Source organism: Enterobacter sp. K510 (assembly GCF_055804875.1).
The window spans coordinates 318,951-337,180 of sequence record NZ_JBNRLQ010000001.1; the positions used below are offsets into that span (position 1 = coordinate 318,951).

An 18,230-nucleotide genomic window follows, 5' to 3' on the forward strand; every position below is an offset into this window, starting at 1 on the left:
CGCTGAAAATTCATGACATGAGAAAAAGTAATCTGAAAAAGCGGGTGAAATTAGATTATTTCAAATGAGGAGACGCTGCCCTTCCCGGAACCGGGAAGGGAAAGTGTGACGCGGATCTTAGTTCAGGCGGAAGGCTAAAAAATGATTATTTCAGCCAGTCGGGAAGGTCGTTGAGACCCATCGCCTGACGGATAAGTTGCGGCTTCACGCCAGGGAGGGTGTCGGCCAGCTTGAGACCAATATCACGCAGCAATTTTTTCGCCGGGTTGTTACCCGCAAACAGCCCACGGAAGCCCTGCATCCCGGCGAGCATCACCGCCGCGCTGTGCTTGCGGCTGCGCTCGTAACGGCGCAGATAGAGATGCTGCCCGATGTCTTTGCCCTCGCGATGCAGACGACGCAGCTCGTTAACCAGCACTGCCGCATCCATAAAGCCCAGGTTGACGCCCTGCCCGGCCAGCGGATGAATGGTGTGCGCCGCGTCGCCAACCAGCGCCAGACGATGACCGGCAAACTGACGGGCGTAGCGTCCGGTAAGGGGATAAACCTGACGCTCGCTCTCCACCTGACACAGGCCAAGGGCATTGTCGAAGGCCACGCACAGCGCCTGATTGAAGTCTTCAGTGCTGGCCTGCTGCATTTTTTCCGCCTCACGCGGTGGCAACGACCAGACAATAGAGCACAGATGCGGATCCGCCAGCGGCAGGAATGCCAGAATGCCGTCGCCGTAAAACACCTGACGCGCGGTGGCGTTGTGCGGTTCGGCGGTACGGATGGTCGCCACCAGCGCGTGATGGCCGTAATCCCAGTAAGTAAGCGGAATATCGGCTTTGCTACGCAGCCAGGAGTTAGCGCCGTCAGCGCCCACCACCAGGCGCGCCGTCAGCATGCTGCTGTCCTGCATGGTAAGGAAGGCGTCGTTTTCGCCCCAGGCGACCTGTTGCAGCGTGGCCGGGGTAATCAACGTGATGTCGCTGCTCTGCTGCGCTTTTTGCCACAGCGCCTGATGCACCACGGCGTTTTCGACGATGTGTCCCAGATGGCTGTAGCCCATGCTTTCGTCGTCAAAGGCGATGCGGCCAAAGCTGTCTTTGTCCCACACTTCCATGCCGTGATAGCAGCTGACGCGGTGCGCCAGAATGTCAGACCAGACGCCCAGATGCGTCAGCAGTTTTTCACTGGCGGCGTTGATGGCGGATACGCGCAGTTCAGGCGGCGCATCCGGGGCCAGCGGCACCGGCGCGTTCTGTTCCAGCACCGCCACGCGCAGCCCGCTGCCCTGTAATCCACAGGCCACAGCCAGCCCGACCATGCCCCCGCCAACAATTGCTACATCTACACTTTGCACAATTCACTCCAGCAGCCTGGCTTAGCAGGCGTAATTGTTGCAGCCAGTTTGAACACGGACAGCGCGGAAAAACCGGAGCGTACTTGCAGTACGTGAGGATTTACTCGCTTCGCTCGCCCAGAGGGCCGCCCTTTTGGGCGTTCAAAACACTGACGTGTTTTGTTGAGCACTGCCCAGGTTCAAAATGGCAAATAAAATAGCCTGGTAAGACAGGCTTAGCGCGCGACCCAGCCCAGCGTCCGCTGCGCCAGCACATCACGTGCCGGGGTAAATAATTCCATTGCCATCAGACCGGCATTGCGCCCGGCGACCAGCGGCGCCCAGCGGTTGGCGAACAGGTGCACCAGCCCGTCGGTGACGCCGATGGTCGCCTCTTTGTCGGCCTGGCGGCGTTTTTGATACTGGCACAGCACCGAATAAATACCCACGTCCGTCTGACTGGCCCATGCGCTGGTCAGGGTTTCGGCCAGCGTCATCACGTCGCGCATGCCGAGGTTAAACCCCTGCCCGGCGATAGGATGCAGCGTCTGGGCGGCATTGCCCACCAGCACCACGCGATGGGAAATGGACGACGAGGCGGTGGTCAGCGACAGCGGATAGGCGCTGCGCGTTCCGGCGTGAAGGATACGCCCGAGCCGCCAGCCGAAGGCTTTTTGCAGCTCGTGACAGAATTTTTCGTCAGACCAGGCGAGCACCTCGTCACGCTTGTTTTCTGCGTGGCACCACACCAGCGAGTAGCGCCCCTGCGTCATCGGCAGCAATGCCAGCGGGCCATGCTCGGTAAAGCGCTCGAAGGCGCGGCCAGCTTGTTTCGCGGACACCGTGACGTTGGCGATCACCGCCACCTGATGATAGGGCGTCTGCTGCCAGGTAATGCCGCTTTGCGATCCCAGCGACGAACGGGAGCCATCGGCGGCAACCAGCAGCGTGCCGTCGATCTGATCGCCATTTTCCAGCATCACGCTGACGCCGTTTTCCGTGCGGGAAAAGGTATTGACCCGCGCGGGACAATGCAGCGTCACGCCGGGGGCGTTTTTCAGCATGGCAAACAGGCGCTGGCCGATATCATGCAGCTCGACCACCTGACCCAGCGCGTCCACGCGGTAATCCTGCGCCTCTAAAGTGACAAAACCCGCATGGCCGCGATCGCTGACGTGTACGGTGGTAATAGGTGTAGCGCAGTCGGCAAGGCGTTGCCAGATACCGACCCGCGCCAGCTGCTGACAGGTGCCCTCCGCCAGCGCAATGGCGCGGGCATCAAACCCCGGATGGCGCGTGGCGTCCGGGGCGATGGCTTCCACCACATGCACCGGCAGCGTTCCCTTTGATAAGCGTGAAATGGCCAGCGCCAGGGTCGCGCCTGCCATGCCGCCGCCCACGATAATCACGCTCATGCGCGTTTCGCTGCCGCCATCAGCGCCTCGATGTCATCGGCTTTTTTAACCACGCTGGCGGTGAGGTTTTCGTTGCCGTCTTCAGTGATCAGAATATCGTCTTCAATACGCACGCCAATGCCGCGGTATTCTTCCGGCACGTCGGCGTCCGGGGCGATGTACAGACCCGGCTCGACGGTGATCACCATGCCCGGCTCCAGCACGCGGGAGCGATCCGCGCCGTAAACGCCCACGTCATGCACATCCAGCCCCAGCCAGTGGCTCAGGCCATGCATAAAGAACGGACGGTGCGCGTTGTCGGCAATCAGCTGGTCGATTTCGCCTTTCAGGATGCCGAGCTTCACCAGGCCGGTGATCATGATGCGCACCACGTCGGCAGTCACGTCCTGAATGGAGACGCCCGGCCGGAAGCGTTGCAGGGCCGTCTCTAAAGATTCCAGCACGATGTCATAGATGGCGCGCTGGGCGGGGGTGAATTTGCCGTTTACCGGGAAGGTACGGGTAATGTCGCCCGCGTAGCCCTGGTATTCGCATCCGGCGTCAATCAGCACCAGATCGCCGTCGCGCATTTCACTTTCGTTTTCGGTGTAGTGCAGGATGCAGGCGTTTTCACCGCTGCCGACGATGGTGTTGTAGGACGGGAAGCGCGCGCCGTGGCGGGAAAACTCGTGCAGGATCTCACCTTCCAGCTGGTATTCGAACATTCCCGGACGGCAGACCTGCATGGCGCGGGTGTGCGCCAGGGCGGTGATCTCCCCGGCGCGACGCATCACTTCGATCTCTTCGGCGGATTTGAACAGGCGCATTTCGTGCACCATCGGACGCCAGTCGGTCATGGTGGCTGGCGCGGTGAGGTTCTGCCGCGCGCTTTTACGCAGTTTATCCAGCGCGGCAAAGACGATCTCATCAGCCCAGGCGTATTCGCCCTGCGCGTGATAGACCACGTCGAGGCCGTTCAGTAACTGATAGAGCTGCTCGTTGATTTCGCTGAACGCCAGCGCGCGATCGACGCCCAGTTTTTCCGGGGCGGCTTCCTGCCCGAGACGGCGGCCAAACCAGATCTCGGCGGTTTTATCGCGCAGGCGGTTAAACAGCACGCTGTGGTTATGGGTGTCATCGCTTTTAATCAGCACCAGCACGGCCTGCGGCTCGTTAAAGCCGGTGAAATACCAGAAGTCGCTGCTCTGCCGGTAGGGATATTCACTGTCGGCGCTGCGGGTCACTTCCGGCGCGGCGAAGATTAGAGCCGCGCTGGCAGGCGCCATCTGCGCCAGTAAGGCCTGACGGCGACGAAGAAATTCAAGCTGTGTCATGACACCTCCATATTCAACAAGACAGTTTAGTGTAGCGTGGGCTTACGCATTTCCGGTGCGGTTGGCTGTGGTCGGGTGAACGTATCGTGGCACAGCAGCGCGGCGATGCGCACATACTCGACGATCTCTTCCAGCGACATCTCCAGCTCCTCCTGGTCTTCGTCTTCTTCGTAGCCCAGCTGCGCGATGTTGCGCAGATCGTCAATCGCCTCGCCGGTTTCGCCGGTCACTTTATCCAGCTTCGGCTGAGTAACGCCCAGGCCCAGCAGGAAGTGGTTGACCCAGCCCGCCATGGCGTCGGCACGTTCGAAAACCGTGGTGTCGTCGCCATCCGGCAGAAACAGCTGGAACTGGAAGCCATCGTCTTCCAGCGCGTCGCTGGTGGCGGCATGCAGCTTGCGTAAGGCTTCCGCCAGCTCGTGCCCAAAGGCCAGACCTTCGTTTGTCAGGTCGTGCAACAGCGGCTGCCAGGAGGCGTCTTTGTTGCCGCCGCAGAGCATCCCGCCGATCAGACCGTGCATTTCCGCCGCGGTTAAGCCAACGCCCTGTTGATTGAGTAACTGGTTAAGTTCATTGTAACCAGGCATTTCGTTCTGTATTGACATGCGCATTCGTCGTCGTTGGGAGGAATATTCATGGTATGCTACCACTTTGGACCCTGGTGATATACCCGTCAGGCCTTACCTCAGGCAATGTATTTGTGCCGTTAAAGGGCTTGAATCCTCTCATCAGGGTAGCTATAGTGACGCCCCTTCGCAGCCAGGGCTCGGCTGGGAAGGCAGAGCGCAGTCAAACAGCAGGAAGGTGGCATGTCTGCAGAACCCGTCGATATCCAAATTTTTGGCCGTTCACTGCGAGTGAATTGCCCACCTGAACAAAGGGATGCTTTGAATCAGGCTGCGGAAGATCTGAATCAGCGGTTGCAAGATCTGAAAGTACGCACTAGAGTCACAAATACTGAGCAGCTGGTTTTCATCGCCGCGTTGAACATCAGCTACGAACTTGCTCAGGAAAAGGCAAAAACCCGCGACTACGCCGCCAACATGGAGCAGCGTATTCGGATGTTACAGCAGACCATCGAACAGGCATTGCTTGATCAGGGTCGCATAACAGAAAGACCGGGGCCGAAGTTTGAATAACACTTCAGGGTCTACTATGGTAGAGTGACCATGAAGAAAAAATTTCTCTGAGATGTTCGCAAGCGGGCCAGTCCCCTGAGCCGATATTTCATACCACAAGAATGTGGCGCTCCACGGTTGGTGAGCATGCTCGGTTCGTCCGAGAAGCCTTAAAACTGTGACGACACATTCACCTTGAACCAAGGGTTCAAGGGTTACAGCCTGCGGCGGCATCTCGGAGATTCCCCTTCTTCTACCACTACCTGTACCAGCCGTTATCATGACGCAAACAACACTCCCGGTTTCACCCCGTCAGACCATTCGCCAGCAAATTCGTCTGCGCCGTCGCGCATTGACCACCGATCAACAATTACGCTTTGCCGAACAGGCCGCCTCCCGCATGATGGCGTTTCCGCCCGTGGTGATGGCCCGCACCGTCGCGCTGTTTTTATCCTTTGATGGCGAGCTGGATACCCGTCCGCTTATCGAACAGCTGTGGCGCAGCGGCAAACAGGTTTATCTGCCCGTGCTTCACCCCTTCAGCCCCGGCAACTTGCTGTTTCTGCATTACCATCCGCAAAGCGATCTGGTAATGAACCGGCTGAAAATCTATGAGCCGAAGCTGGATGTGCGCGACGTGCTGCCGCTCAGCAAGTTGGATGTGCTGATCACGCCGCTGGTGGCCTTTGACGCGCAGGGGCAACGGCTGGGTATGGGGGGCGGCTTTTACGACCGCACGCTGCAAAACTGGCAGCAGTACGCGCTGACGCCGGTGGGTTACGCCCATGATTGTCAGTTTGTGGAGAAACTGCCGGTGGAAGAGTGGGATGTGCCGCTGCCGGCGGTGGTGACGCCGTCGAAAGTCTGGATGTGGTAACCCCTCTCCCTGGGGAGAGGGTCAGTGTGAAGGAAAATCAGTACAGCAGTCGGGCGCGGATGGTGCCCGGGATCGCCTTCATGCTGTAGAGCGCTTTCTCTGCCACATCCTCTTCCGCTTCAATATCAATGACCACATAGCCCATCTGCGGCGAGGTTTGCAGATACTGCGCGGCGATGTTCACGCCCTGCTCGGCAAAAATCTGGTTGATCGCAGTCAGCACGCCGGGACGGTTTTCATGGATGTGCAGCAGGCGACGACCGCCGTGCAGCGGCAGGGATACTTCCGGGAAGTTAACCGCCGACAGCGTGGAGCCGTTATCGGAGTATTTCACCAGTTTACCCGCCACTTCGAGGCCGATATTTTCCTGCGCTTCCTGGGTGGAGCCGCCGATGTGCGGCGTCAACAGCACGTTATCGAATTCACATAGCGGAGAGTTAAACGGATCGCTGTTAGTGGCCGGTTCCGTCGGGAAGACGTCGATAGCCGCCCCCGCCAGATGTTTGCTGCGCAGCGCTTCGCATAATGCCGGAATATCCACCACCGTGCCGCGTGCGGCGTTGATCAGCAGCGAACCCGGTTTCATCAGCGCCAGCTGTTCCGCGCCCATCATATCTTTGGTGGAGGCGTTTTCCGGTACGTGCAGGCTTACCACGTCGCTCATGTTCAGCAGGTCGGAGAGATGCTGAACCTGGGTCGCATTGCCGAGCGGCAGTTTGCTTTCAATGTCGTAGAAAAAGACGTGCATCCCCAGCGATTCCGCGAGGATCCCCAGCTGCGTACCGATATGGCCGTAACCGATAATCCCCAGCTTTTTGCCGCGCGCTTCATAGGAGCCGGTCGCCAGCTTGTTCCAGATGCCGCGGTGCGCTTTGGCGTTCGCTTCCGGAATGCCGCGCATCAACAGCAGCAGCTCGCCGATCACCAGTTCCGCTACCGAGCGGGTATTTGAGAAGGGCGCGTTAAACACCGGAATGCCGCGTTTTGCCGCCGCGTTCAGATCCACCTGGTTGGTGCCGATGCAGAAGCAGCCCACGGCGACAAGTTTTTCTGCCGCCGCGAAAATCTCTTCTGTCAGGTTGGTACGGGATCGCAGGCCGATGAAATGCGCATCACGGATGGAGGCTTTCAGCTGTTCGCTGTCCAGCGCCCCTTTGTGGAATTCGATATTGGTGTAACCCGCGGCGCGGAGGCTATCGATTGCTTTTTGATGCACCCCTTCCACCAGCAGAAACTTAATTTTGTCTTTTTCCAGTGATACTTTTGCCATTTCCCCGACCCTGTTTGTCATAACTTATGTGTGTGTTCGCCTTAGCCAACATATCAAAAAAAACTATTGCAGCAATATGAACCTTTGCGGCGGCGCTCTGAAGAAAAGTCATACAGCGGAATTTGGCAGAGGAAAATGCTGGAAAAGAAAACGATTGCGGAAGGAAAATCAGAGCGGAATAAAAAACGTGATAGATGTCACCAAAATCTGTCACGCAAAATTTTTTTAACGGGGAGGCAGGCTCCCCGCCAGATCATTTTACGATGGTTTTCACGCCGTCGGCGGTGCCAATCAGCGCGACATCCGCGCCACGGTTGGCGAACAGCCCGACCGTCACCACACCCGGCAGGCCGTTGATGGCGTTTTCCAGCGCGATGGGATCGATGATCTCCAGGCCGTGCACGTCGAGGATCACGTTGCCGTTATCGGTCACCACGCCCTGACGGTATTCCGGACGCCCGCCCAGCTTGACCAGCTCACGCGCCACGGCGCTGCGCGCCATCGGGATCACCTCAACCGGCAGCGGGAATGCGCCGAGGATCGCCACTTCTTTGGAGGCATCGGCGATGCAGATAAATTTGTCGGCCACCGAGGCGATAATTTTCTCGCGGGTCAGGGCCGCGCCACCGCCTTTGATCATCTGCATCTGACCGTTGATTTCGTCAGCGCCGTCAACGTACACGCCCAGACGGTCCACTTCGTTGAGATCAAAAACGTGAATGCCGAGACTTTGCAGTTTGGCGGTGGAGGCATCGGAGCTGGATACCGCGCCTTCGATCTGGCCTTTCATGGTGCCGAGCGCATCAATAAAATGCGCCGCCGTGGAGCCGGTGCCCACACCCACGATAGTGCCGGGTTCAACGTATTTGAGCGCCGCCCATCCAACTGCTTTTTTCAGTTCATCCTGCGTCATGATCATTGGCCTGTGGTGAGAAAATCCTGCCCGCATTATAAATGCATCCCGCCAGGACGCCAAAATTATGTCATAGTGCGCCTAATCACAAACGGGGATAAGTTATAGCAATGAAACGTCCTGACTACAGAACATTACAGGCGCTTGACGCGGTCATCCGGGAGCGTGGCTTCGAGCGCGCCGCGCAAAAGCTGTGTATCACTCAGTCCGCCGTTTCTCAGCGCATTAAACAGCTTGAGAACATGTTTGGTCAGCCGCTGCTGGTGCGTACCGTGCCGCCGCGCCCGACCGAACAGGGGCAAAAACTGCTGGCGTTGCTGCGTCAGGTAGAACTGCTGGAAGAGGAGTGGCTCGGGGATGAGCAGATCGGTTCCACGCCGTTGCTGCTGTCGCTGGCGGTCAACGCCGACAGTCTGGCGACCTGGTTGCTACCGGCGCTGGCCCCGGTGCTGGCCGATTCGCCGATCCGCCTGAATTTACAGGTGGAAGATGAAACCCGTACCCAGGAGCGGCTGCGACGTGGCGAAGTGGTGGGCGCGGTCTCCATTCAACCGCAGGCATTGCCAAGCTGCCTGGTGGACCAACTGGGCGCGCTCGATTACCTGTTTGTCGGCTCGAAAGCCTTTGCTGAGCGCTATTTTCCGAACGGCGTAACCCGCCAGGCCTTGCTGAAAGCGCCTGCCGTGGCGTTCGACCATCTGGATGATATGCATCAGGCCTTTTTACAGCAGAATTTCGACCTGCCGCCGGGCAGCGTGCCCTGCCATATCGTGAACTCGTCGGAAGCCTTCGTGCAGCTGGCGCGTCAGGGCACCACCTGTTGCATGATCCCGCATTTGCAGATTGAAAGAGAGTTAGACAGCGGTGAGCTGATTGATCTCACGCCGGGCCTGTTCCAGCGCCGGATGCTCTACTGGCACCGCTTTGCGCCGGAGAGCCGCATGATGCGCAACGTCACCGATGCGCTGTTAGCGCACGGTCATCGGGTATTGCGTCAGGATTAGGATTTTGCCCGGCGGCGCTGCGCTTGCCGGGCCTACGTATGGATGTAGGCCGGGTAAGCGTAAGCGCCACCCGGCACACAACCAACCTTACTGTGCTGCCGGAGCCGGCTGGCTGGCTGGCGTGGACTGCGCCGGTGCCGCGTTTGCGCCCGGTTGCAGTTCAAACACCACGTCAACCTGATCGTCAAACTGAATGGTCGGCTGCTCGTAGGTTTCCTGGGCTGATACCGGGGCGGCATCCGCTTTCATCATCCGTACCATCGGGGTCGGCTGATAGTTGGAAACGTGGTAGCGTACGCTGTACACCTGACCGAGCTTGCTGTTAAAGCCTGCCGCCAGCTGTTCAGCCTGATGCTTCGCATCGTCAATCGCCGCTTTACGCGCTTTGTCTTTGTACTCTTCCGGCTGCGCCACGCCCAGGGTGACTGAACGTACTTCGTTCAGGCCCGCTTTCAGCGCGCCATCCAGCAGGGAGTTAAGTTTATCCAGCTCGTGCAGGGTCACTTCCACGCTGCGTACCGCGCGGTAGCCTTTCAGAATGCTTTTGCCGTCCTGATAGTCGTAATCCGGCTGAGTGCGCAGGTTGGCGGAGTTGATGTCTTTTTTGGCAACGCCGTTTTTCTCGAGGAAGCCTAAATACTGCGCCACGCGATCGTCTGCCTGTTTCTTGGCAGAGGCGGCATCCTTGGCCGCTACGTTGACCTCAATTGCCAGGGTGGCAATATCCGGAACCGCATCGACGCTCGCCGTGCCCGAAGTAACGATGTGCGGCCCGTTCGGCAATTCGCTTGCCTGTACCGACATCGCACCTAATCCAACCATTGCTGCCAGGGCTATAACGTTAAACTTCACTGTAGTTCCTCCATGTCATGACAATCGCCCAAAAATACAGGCTTCTGCCAGCAAGCTTAGCGTTTTCAGCACGCTTGTCCATAAGGTATGGTCTGATTACCACAGCGCCTGTAAGTGATGGACACCTTCGCGGGCCAGCTGAAAGGCAATGAACCACATCACGCCGCCCACCAGCGTATTAATAATGCGCTGGGCAGTGGCGGTACGCAGACGCGGGGCGAGCCAGGCCGCCAGCAGCGCCAGGCTGAAAAACCACAGGAAGGAGGCGCTGATGGTGCCGAGCGCAAACCAGCGTTTCGGCATTTCGGCCAGTTGCCCGCCCAGACTGCCGAGCACCACGAAGGTATCGAGATAGACATGGGGATTAAGCCAGGTGACCGCCAGCATGGTGGCGATGATCCGCCCGCGGCCCTGTTTTGATACTTCCCCACTGGCAAGCTCTGGCTGGCTGCCGAGCGCCGTTTTCAGCGCGCCAAAGCCGTACCACAGCAAGAACGCCACGCCGCCCCAGGTGACGATGGCCAGCAGCCACGGCGACTGCATCAGCAATGCGCTGCCGCCAAAGATCCCGGCACAAATCAGCAGTAAATCGCTCACCGCGCACAGCGAGGCGACCAGCAAATGATGGTGGCGGCGAATGCCCTGATTCATGACAAACGCATTTTGCGGGCCGAGGGGTAAAATCATAGCCGCGCCGAGGGCAAGCCCCTGAATATAATAAGTTAACACCTGGAATTACTCACGCTAATAAGGAATGCGCCGACTATACCGGGCGGCAGTTATTAGCGGAAATGGATAATTTTAATCGGGGATAAGTGGAGTTAATAATACTCTGCCCGGCCAGGGTACCACCTGTAGGCCGGGCAGGACGAAGTCGCCGCCCGGCAACGTAGCCGGGCATTGATGCTCAGGTCAGGCTTCCGCTTCCGCCTGCTTTTCCGCTTTTTCGCGTTTCAGATGCACATCCATCTGCGGATACGGGAAGTTAATGCCGTTGGCATCGAAGGTTTTCTTGATGCGTTCCAGCACGTCCCAGTAAACGTTTTGCAGATCGCCGCTGTTGCTCCAGACGCGGATCACAAAGTTCACGCTTGAGGCGCCCAGCTCGTTCATGCGAACGGTCATCTCGCGATCTTTAAGAATGCGGTCGTCCGATTCGATGATCTCCGTCAGCAGTTTTCTCACCAGATCGATATCCGCGTCGTAATCCACGCCGATGATAAATTCGTTGCGGCGTACCGGCTCACGGGAAAAGTTGATGATATTCCCGGCGATGATTTTACCGTTCGGGATCACCACATAGCGGCCATCGGCAGAGCGCAGCGTGGTAGAGAAAATCTGCACATGCAGCACGGTACCGGCCACACCGCCCAAATCAACATATTCGCCGGAGCGGAACGGGCGGAAGGTTACCAGCAGCACGCCCGCGGCCAGGTTCGACAGCGACCCCTGTAATGCCAGACCAACGGCCAGACCGGCGGCGCCCAGCACGGCGATCACCGAGGCGGTTTGCACCCCGACACGCCCCAGCGCGGCAATCAGCGTAAAGGCGATAATGCCATAGCGCACCAGCGCCGATAAAAAGTCCGCCACGGTGGCGTCAATATGTCGCGCCAGCATCAGGCGATTGAGGCCGTTGGAAATGATACGCGCGATGATCATCCCGATGATGATAATGGCGATAGCCGCCACGATATTCACCGCATAACTCAGCAGTAATGCCTGGTTATGTACCAGCCATCCCCCTGCGCTATTGATGCTGCCAACCACGTTAAGATCGTCCATTTACGGTTCCTTTTTTTCTTGCCAAAACGGCGTAACACTCACGTTGCAGGCGTGAGACAGGTCAACAAAGGGTAACCATAAAAAAGATCATCTGCCAGATTTCAACGGATTAACGGAGAGGTTTCCCTCTCCGTCGTGGCATTTTTAGCCGATCAAAATAGTTTGTAGAGGATGTTGAGAATGGCCAGCAGGCCGATCAGGGTAACGAACAGGTTGTCGGCTTTGCCCTGATATTTCGCAAGCTGCGGGACTTTGCGCACGGCATACATCGGCAATAAACACAGCAGCGAAGCGATAATAGGCGCGCCCATGGCTTCGATCAGATCGAGAATATTCGGATTCGCATAGGCCACAATCCAGGTGGAACCCATGATAAACAGCATGCTGATGGTATTCAGCTTGCCGGTGGAGACGCGGGTTTTATCGCCTTTGTAAGCAAACTTGACTACCAGGCCGTTCAGCCCTTCCAGGGTGCCAAGGTAATGGCCAAAGAAGGATTTAAAAATAGCCACCAGCGCAATAATGGACGCGCCATACTCCAGCACGGTGGCAAAGGTGGATTTACTGCCGCTCATGGCGGCGAAGTGGTTTGCCAGATAAGAGAGCACCGGAATATTTTGCGCTTTGGCGTCCGCCATATCCTGCGGCGACAGGGTAAACAGGCAGCTGAAGGCGAAAAACATCACCACCGCCACCATCAATACGCTGGCGCGGGAGATAATTTGTGAACATTTGCGTTCAGTAAATTCCCGGCCAAAATCCGCTTCATACTCCTCGCGTTTGGAGACCACGAAAGAGGAGACAATGGGTGAGAAGTTAAAGGAGAACACCATAATGGAGATACCGAGCCACACCGTCACCAGAATACCGTCATGACCGGCCAGCGAAATCTCGCTCAGGTTAACCTGGTCAATTACCGCGCTGTTCCAGTAGGGGATCAGCGACAGGGAGATCAGTACCAGGCTGGCGATAAACGGAAATACCAGCCAGCTCATCACCCTGACCATCAGATCCTTACCGAAGCAGATCACCACCGCCATTAACAGCAGCAGCGCCAGCGCCACCAGGCCACGGTTTAGCGGCATCAACTGGAGCTGATTTTCCCAGAAGGTCATAAAGGTGTTGGTAATGGTAACGCCGTAAATCCACAGCAGCGGGCAGATGGCGAAGAAGTAGAGAAAGGTGATCACCACGCCGCCGGTCCTGCCGAAGTGCTCTTCCACCGTTTCGGTGATATTGCCCGATACCTTGCTGCCGGACAGGCACAGCCGGGCCAGCGCGCGGTGACAGAGAAAGGCAATCGGGTACGCCAGCAGCAGCATACAAAGAATAGGAATTAAGCCGCCGAATCCGGCGCGGATCGGGAAGAATAATACCCCTGCGCCAATGGCCGTGCCGAATAATCCCAGCGTCCAGGTGGTGTCGGATTTACGCCATAGCGCTTTGTCCTGCTGGCTGAGAATGGTGCTGTCAGTTGTGCTCATAAAATATCCTTTTTATGCCTTCAGAATTCACCGGCGCCGGTAATAGCGGAGACCCGCGAAAGATCGATATTCCCGCCGGAAATAAGGCTGACGGTTTTTCGCCCTTTGATAATATCGTCGAGCTTGCCGCTTAATAATGCAGCGGTGGCCAGCGCCCCTGCCCCTTCGGCGATAATCTTATTACGCTGGATCAGCGCTAACATGCTGTGGCGAATGTCATCTTCGCTGACCAGAATCATATCTGAGACTAATGCATTGACGATCTCAAAGGTTAAATCGCCGGGACGTGAAACATCGCAGCCGTCCGCCAGCGTACCTGCGTTGCGATGGCTGGTTATTTTCCCGGCGCGAAACGAGGCGGTCATACCGTGAACATTTTCCGCCTGCACGCCGATAATATTGATAGTGGGGTTAATAGATTTGATAGCCAGCGCGACCCCGGCAATTAAACCGCCGCCGCCGACCGGTAAAATGACGTTATCGACATCATAGAGATCCTCTAAAATCTCAAGGCCAATCGTTCCCTGCCCGGCAATGACCTTTTCATCGTTGTATGGCGGAATGAAAATACGTCCTTCCATTTCGACAATTTCGCTGACTTTGGCGATGGTATCGTTAAAATTTTCACCGTGCATCACCACCTGGGCGGAATAATCGCTGGTGGCGGCGACTTTCGATTTCGGCGCGCTGACGGGCATCACCACTTTGCCGTTGATACCAAGCATGGCGCAGGATAGCGAGACACCCTGCGCATGATTACCGGCGGAACAGGCTACCACCCCGCGCTGACGTTCCTCGTCGGTAAGCGAACTGAGTTTATTGAACGCACCGCGAATTTTAAACGAGCCGGTACGCTGCATATTTTCAAATTTTAAATAAATTTCGCCGTGGCAGCATTCACTTAGGTAATTTGAGCGGGGCATCCCGGTTTTGTAGATATGTCCGGTGAGCCTTTTCTTAGCGTCTAAAATATCGTCAATAGTGACGGGCAGATCGTGTTGAATGTGCATCCTTTCCTCGCAATAACCAGAGATAAATTACAGCGCGCTGTAATTTACGTTTTACGAAGATATTCGCCTGAATACCCTCGCGACTCATTATGGTTATTGTGTTTGCAATAGCTTCATTATTATTTTCAACGCAACGACAACGATCATACTTATCCCACACGGCAGGTTATGTGCCTTGACTCACAATTAGCGGATGAATAAGTGTGATGAATGTTTTAAAGCGAAATAATAGCCCGGAAATAAAAATGGCTTCCCGGAGGAAGCCATTTACACAGCTTATTTCAGATTACAGAACGTCAATCGCGTTCAGTTCTTTGAAAGCCTGCTCCAGACGGGTGATCATGGACGTCTGTGCAGCGCGCAGCCATACGCGCGGATCGTAGTATTTCTTGTTCGGCTGGTCTTCGCCTTTCGGGTTGCCCAGCTGGCCCTGCAGATAGGCTTCGTTTTCTTTGTAGTAGTTCAGGATACCTTCCCATGTTGCCCACTGGGTATCGGTATCGATGTTCATTTTGATAACGCCGTAGCTTACGGAGTCTTTGATTTCCTGCGCAGTAGAACCGGAACCGCCGTGGAACACGAAGTTCAGAGCGTTGTGCGGCAGGTTGTGTTTCTTGCTGACGTATTCCTGAGAATCACGCAGGATGGTCGGAGTCAGTTTCACGTTACCCGGCTTGTAAACGCCGTGTACGTTACCGAAGGACGCCGCAATGGTGAAGCGCGGGCTGATAGCGTTCAGTTTGGTGTACGCGTAATCAACGTCTTCCGGCTGGGTGTACAGTGCAGAAGCGTCCATGTGGCTGTTGTCCACGCCGTCTTCTTCGCCACCGGTGCAACCCAGTTCGATTTCCAGGGTCATGCCGATTTTGGACATGCGCTCCAGGTATTTGGAGCAGATTTCGATGTTCTCTTCCAGAGACTCTTCAGACAGGTCGATCATGTGGGAAGAGAACAGCGGTTTGCCGGTCGCCGCAAAGTGTTTTTCACCCGCGTCCAGCAGACCGTCGATCCACGGCAGCAGTTTCTTCGCGCAGTGGTCAGTGTGCAGGATCACCGGCACGCCGTAGTGCTCAGCCATCTGGTGTACGTGATGCGCGCCAGAGATAGCGCCCAGGATTGCCGCGCCCTGCGGAATATCAGTCTTCACGCCTTTACCAGCGATGAAGGCTGCGCCGCCGTTAGAGAACTGAACGATTACCGGCGCTTTCACTTTCGCAGCGGTTTCCAGAACGGCGTTGATGGAGTCGGTACCAACGCAGTTAACTGCCGGCAGAGCGAAGTTGTTTTCTTTAGCTACCTGGAACACTTTCTGAACGTCATCACCAGTGATCACGCCAGGTTTTACGAAATCGAAAATTTTAGACATGTTACGTAGTCCTGTATCTTGGCCGTTAGAAAAAGGGAGCGCGTGCTTTAGCAAAGCGCGCTGAAAATCAGGCGGGTTTCCCCGCCTGATCAAACTTACTGCTTAGCGCGCTCTTCGAGCATAGCTACTGCAGGCAGCACTTTGCCTTCCACGAATTCGAGGAACGCACCGCCGCCAGTGGAGATGTAGGAAATTTTGTCAGCGATACCGAACATATCGATGGCTGCCAGGGTATCACCACCACCGGCGATGGAGAACGCTTCGCTGTCGGCGATAGCGTGCGCCACGATTTCGGTACCTTTACGGAAATTCGGGAACTCGAACACACCTACCGGGCCGTTCCACAGAATAGTTTTAGCGTTTTTCAGGATTTCAGCCAGTTTCTGTGCGGAAACATCGCCCATATCGAGGATCTGCTCTTCATCTTTGATGTCGCTGGCAGATTTCAGGGTCGCGGTCGCGGTTTCAGAGAACTCGGTCGCTACGCGAACATCCGTCGGAACCGGGATGTCACAGGTGGTCAGCAGACGTTTTGCTTCGTCAACCAGGTCTGGTTCGTACAGGGATTTACCTACGTTATTACCCTGAGCGGCGACGAAGGTGTTCGCAATACCGCCGCCCACGATCAGCTGGTCAGCGATTTTGGACAGGGAATCCAGAACGGTCAGTTTGGTGGAGACTTTAGAACCACCGACGATAGCTACCATCGGGCGAGCCGGTTCTTTCAGCGCTTTACCCAGCGCGTCCAGTTCTTCCGCCAGCAGCGGACCTGCGCACGCCACGTCCGCGAATTTCGCGATGCCGTGGGTGGAAGCCTGCGCGCGGTGCGCCGTACCGAAGGCGTCCATCACGAATACGTCGCACAGCGCGGCATATTTTTTAGACAGGGTTTCGTCGTCTTTCTTTTCGCCTTTGTTAAAGCGAACGTTTTCCAGCACCACCAGCTCACCGGCGGCAACTTCAACGCCGTCCAGGTAGTCTTTTACCAGGCGAACCGGGCTGGACAGTTTGTCTTTCAGGTAGTTAACTACCGGCAGCAGAGAGAATTCTTCGTTGTACTCGCCTTCGGTAGGACGGCCCAGGTGAGAAGTAACCATCACTTTCGCACCCTGTTTCAGCGCCAGCTCAATCGTCGGCAGAGAAGCACGGATACGCGCGTCGCTGGTGACTTTGCCATCTTTAACCGGTACGTTCAGATCCGCACGGATAAAAACACGTTTACCAGCCAGATCCAGATCGGTCATCTTAATTACAGACATGGTGAATCCTCTCGTTTTTTTTAAAGTTTGGCAGATGCAATGTGCATCTCACCTGAAACCAGTCGCTGCCATGGCTAACGTCGTGTCGAGCATTCGGTTAGCAAAGCCCCATTCATTATCACACCACACCAGCGTTTTGATGAGGTGCGCCCCACTGACCCGCGTCTGCGTACCATCCACAATGGCACTGTGCGGATCGTGGTTAAAATCTGCTGAGACCAACGGTAATTCCGTATAGTCAACTATACCATGAAATGCACCCTGTGCCGCTTTTTGCAGCAACAGGTTGACTTCTATGGCTTTTACCGGTTGCTTCACCGTGACGCTTAAGTCGATTGCGGTGACGTTTATCGTCGGCACACGCACGGAAATGGCTTCGAATTTATCTTCAAACTGCGGGAAGAAACGGGTGATGCCCGCCGCGAGTTTGGTATCGACCGGGATGATGGACTGGCTGGCGGCGCGCGTGCGGCGCAGATCCGCGTGCCAGGCGTCGATCACCGGCTGATCGTTCATCGCCGAATGGATCGTCGTTACCGTGCCGGAATCAATGCCGTAAGCGTCATCAAGAAGTTTGATCACCGGAATAATGCAGTTAGTGGTACAGGAGGCGTTAGATACAATGCGGTCATCTTCACGCAAGGTATGCTGATTTACGCCAAAGACCACGGTGGCGTCGAGATCGTGGCTGCCGGGATGCGAAAACAGCACCTTTTTAGCGCCTGCCGCCAGATGCGCTTCGCCGTGCTGGCGATTGCCGTACACGCCGGTGCAGTCGAGCACCACATCCACGCCCAGCTCACGCCAGGGCAGCGCCTCAATGGTTTCCTGATGCAGCAGGCGGATGGCGTCATCGCCGATATACAGCAGTTCGCGTTCCTGACGGACATCCCATGCGAAACGCCCGTGGGTGGTGTCATATTTCAACAAATGCGCCATGCCCGCAGCATCCGCCAGTTCATTGATTGCCACCACGCTCACTTCCGCACGACGCCCGGATTCATATAAAGCACGAACCACGTTACGCCCGATGCGACCGAAGCCATTTATCGCCACGCGTACGGTCATAGATCTCCTGCAAGGCTGTCCCTGATTTGCTGTGGCTGACAGAATAATGCAGCGGCACAACAAGGGAAACCTTACCTGTCGCAAACTGCGACCTGTTAATATTTTGTCGAAAATTTAATCGACTGAAACGCTTCAGCTAGAATAAGCGAAACGCGGAATAAAAGGAATC

At 56.4% G+C, this 18,230-nt stretch carries 17 protein-coding genes and 1 other RNA gene; 4 read left to right on the forward strand and 14 right to left on the reverse strand.

The window, feature by feature from the left end; all coding sequences use genetic code 11:
* Positions 1–145: 145 nt before the first annotated feature.
* The 4 genes from ubiI to ACQUTD_RS01460 form a co-directional block, all read right to left on the reverse strand.
* Complete coding sequence (ubiI, locus tag ACQUTD_RS01445) at positions 146–1,348, reverse strand: FAD-dependent 2-octaprenylphenol hydroxylase (RefSeq protein ID WP_473274644.1); 1,203 nt, start codon at positions 1,346–1,348, stop codon at positions 146–148.
* Between the two features lie 215 nt (positions 1,349–1,563).
* Positions 1,564–2,742 carry a 2-octaprenyl-6-methoxyphenyl hydroxylase gene (gene ubiH, locus ACQUTD_RS01450; RefSeq protein ID WP_473274642.1) on the reverse strand — a complete coding sequence of 393 codons (1,179 nt, stop codon included), beginning with the start codon at positions 2,740–2,742 and terminating at the stop codon, positions 1,564–1,566.
* The gene (pepP, locus tag ACQUTD_RS01455) at positions 2,739–4,055 is read right to left on the reverse strand and encodes a Xaa-Pro aminopeptidase (protein ID WP_072569828.1); all 1,317 of its coding nucleotides are present in this window, start codon (positions 4,053–4,055) and stop codon (positions 2,739–2,741) included. The genes ubiH and pepP overlap by 4 nt, the downstream gene beginning before the upstream one ends.
* A gap of 26 nt (positions 4,056–4,081) precedes the next feature.
* Positions 4,082–4,660 (reverse strand): YecA/YgfB family protein, encoded by a 579-nt coding sequence (locus ACQUTD_RS01460; protein ID WP_158684869.1) that lies wholly within the window; start codon positions 4,658–4,660, stop codon positions 4,082–4,084.
* Positions 4,661–4,864: 204 nt separating this feature from the next.
* Here ACQUTD_RS01460 and zapA point away from each other — a divergent pair, with 204 nt between their 5' ends.
* From zapA to ACQUTD_RS01475, 3 genes are all read left to right on the forward strand, one after another.
* Positions 4,865–5,194 (forward strand): cell division protein ZapA, encoded by a 330-nt coding sequence (gene zapA / locus ACQUTD_RS01465; protein ID WP_072569826.1) that lies wholly within the window; start codon positions 4,865–4,867, stop codon positions 5,192–5,194.
* A gap of 41 nt (positions 5,195–5,235) precedes the next feature.
* Positions 5,236–5,419: non-coding RNA, 6S RNA (gene ssrS / locus ACQUTD_RS01470), on the forward strand.
* Positions 5,420–5,453: 34 nt separating this feature from the next.
* Positions 5,454–6,050 carry a 5-formyltetrahydrofolate cyclo-ligase gene (locus tag ACQUTD_RS01475; protein WP_473274639.1) on the forward strand — a complete coding sequence of 199 codons (597 nt, stop codon included), beginning with the start codon at positions 5,454–5,456 and terminating at the stop codon, positions 6,048–6,050.
* Between the two features lie 37 nt (positions 6,051–6,087).
* Here ACQUTD_RS01475 and serA read toward each other — a convergent pair whose 3' ends face one another.
* Both serA and rpiA read right to left on the reverse strand, forming a co-directional pair.
* Positions 6,088–7,320 carry a phosphoglycerate dehydrogenase gene (gene serA / locus ACQUTD_RS01480; protein WP_318373491.1) on the reverse strand — a complete coding sequence of 411 codons (1,233 nt, stop codon included), beginning with the start codon at positions 7,318–7,320 and terminating at the stop codon, positions 6,088–6,090.
* 253 nt (positions 7,321–7,573) lie between these two features.
* Positions 7,574–8,233: a ribose-5-phosphate isomerase RpiA gene (gene rpiA / locus ACQUTD_RS01485; protein WP_072570136.1), complete on the reverse strand. Its 660-nt coding sequence runs from the start codon at positions 8,231–8,233 to the stop codon at positions 7,574–7,576.
* A 110-nt stretch (positions 8,234–8,343) separates the two neighbouring features.
* On the opposite strand from rpiA, the gene argP reads away from it, so the two are divergent.
* On the forward strand, positions 8,344–9,237 hold the full coding sequence (gene argP / locus ACQUTD_RS01490; RefSeq protein WP_072569822.1) for a DNA-binding transcriptional regulator ArgP: 894 nt from the start codon (positions 8,344–8,346) through the stop codon (positions 9,235–9,237).
* A gap of 87 nt (positions 9,238–9,324) precedes the next feature.
* On the opposite strand, the gene ACQUTD_RS01495 is transcribed toward argP, so the two are convergent.
* The 8 genes from ACQUTD_RS01495 to epd all read right to left on the reverse strand — a co-directional run bounded on the left by ACQUTD_RS01495 (position 9,325) and on the right by epd (position 18,061).
* Entirely contained in the window at positions 9,325–10,089 is a 765-nt protein-coding gene (locus ACQUTD_RS01495) for an oxidative stress defense protein (protein WP_072569821.1), read from the reverse strand.
* A 96-nt stretch (positions 10,090–10,185) separates the two neighbouring features.
* Complete coding sequence (gene argO, locus ACQUTD_RS01500; protein ID WP_072569820.1) at positions 10,186–10,818, reverse strand: arginine exporter ArgO; 633 nt, start codon at positions 10,816–10,818, stop codon at positions 10,186–10,188.
* A 183-nt stretch (positions 10,819–11,001) separates the two neighbouring features.
* Positions 11,002–11,874, reverse strand: a complete 873-nt coding sequence (gene mscS / locus ACQUTD_RS01505; RefSeq protein WP_072569819.1) for a small-conductance mechanosensitive channel MscS — start codon at positions 11,872–11,874, stop codon at positions 11,002–11,004.
* A gap of 152 nt (positions 11,875–12,026) precedes the next feature.
* Positions 12,027–13,358: a threonine/serine transporter TdcC gene (gene tdcC / locus ACQUTD_RS01510; RefSeq protein ID WP_473274637.1), complete on the reverse strand. Its 1,332-nt coding sequence runs from the start codon at positions 13,356–13,358 to the stop codon at positions 12,027–12,029.
* Positions 13,359–13,378: 20 nt separating this feature from the next.
* Positions 13,379–14,368 (reverse strand): bifunctional threonine ammonia-lyase/L-serine ammonia-lyase TdcB, encoded by a 990-nt coding sequence (tdcB, locus tag ACQUTD_RS01515; RefSeq protein ID WP_473274636.1) that lies wholly within the window; start codon positions 14,366–14,368, stop codon positions 13,379–13,381.
* 286 nt (positions 14,369–14,654) lie between these two features.
* Positions 14,655–15,734, reverse strand: a complete 1,080-nt coding sequence (gene fbaA / locus ACQUTD_RS01520) for a class II fructose-bisphosphate aldolase (RefSeq protein WP_318363767.1) — start codon at positions 15,732–15,734, stop codon at positions 14,655–14,657.
* A 95-nt stretch (positions 15,735–15,829) separates the two neighbouring features.
* Positions 15,830–16,993: a phosphoglycerate kinase gene (pgk, locus tag ACQUTD_RS01525; RefSeq protein ID WP_072569815.1), complete on the reverse strand. Its 1,164-nt coding sequence runs from the start codon at positions 16,991–16,993 to the stop codon at positions 15,830–15,832.
* 48 nt (positions 16,994–17,041) lie between these two features.
* The gene (epd, locus tag ACQUTD_RS01530) at positions 17,042–18,061 is read right to left on the reverse strand and encodes an erythrose-4-phosphate dehydrogenase (protein ID WP_318363766.1); all 1,020 of its coding nucleotides are present in this window, start codon (positions 18,059–18,061) and stop codon (positions 17,042–17,044) included.
* Between the last annotated feature and the right edge of the window lie 169 nt (positions 18,062–18,230).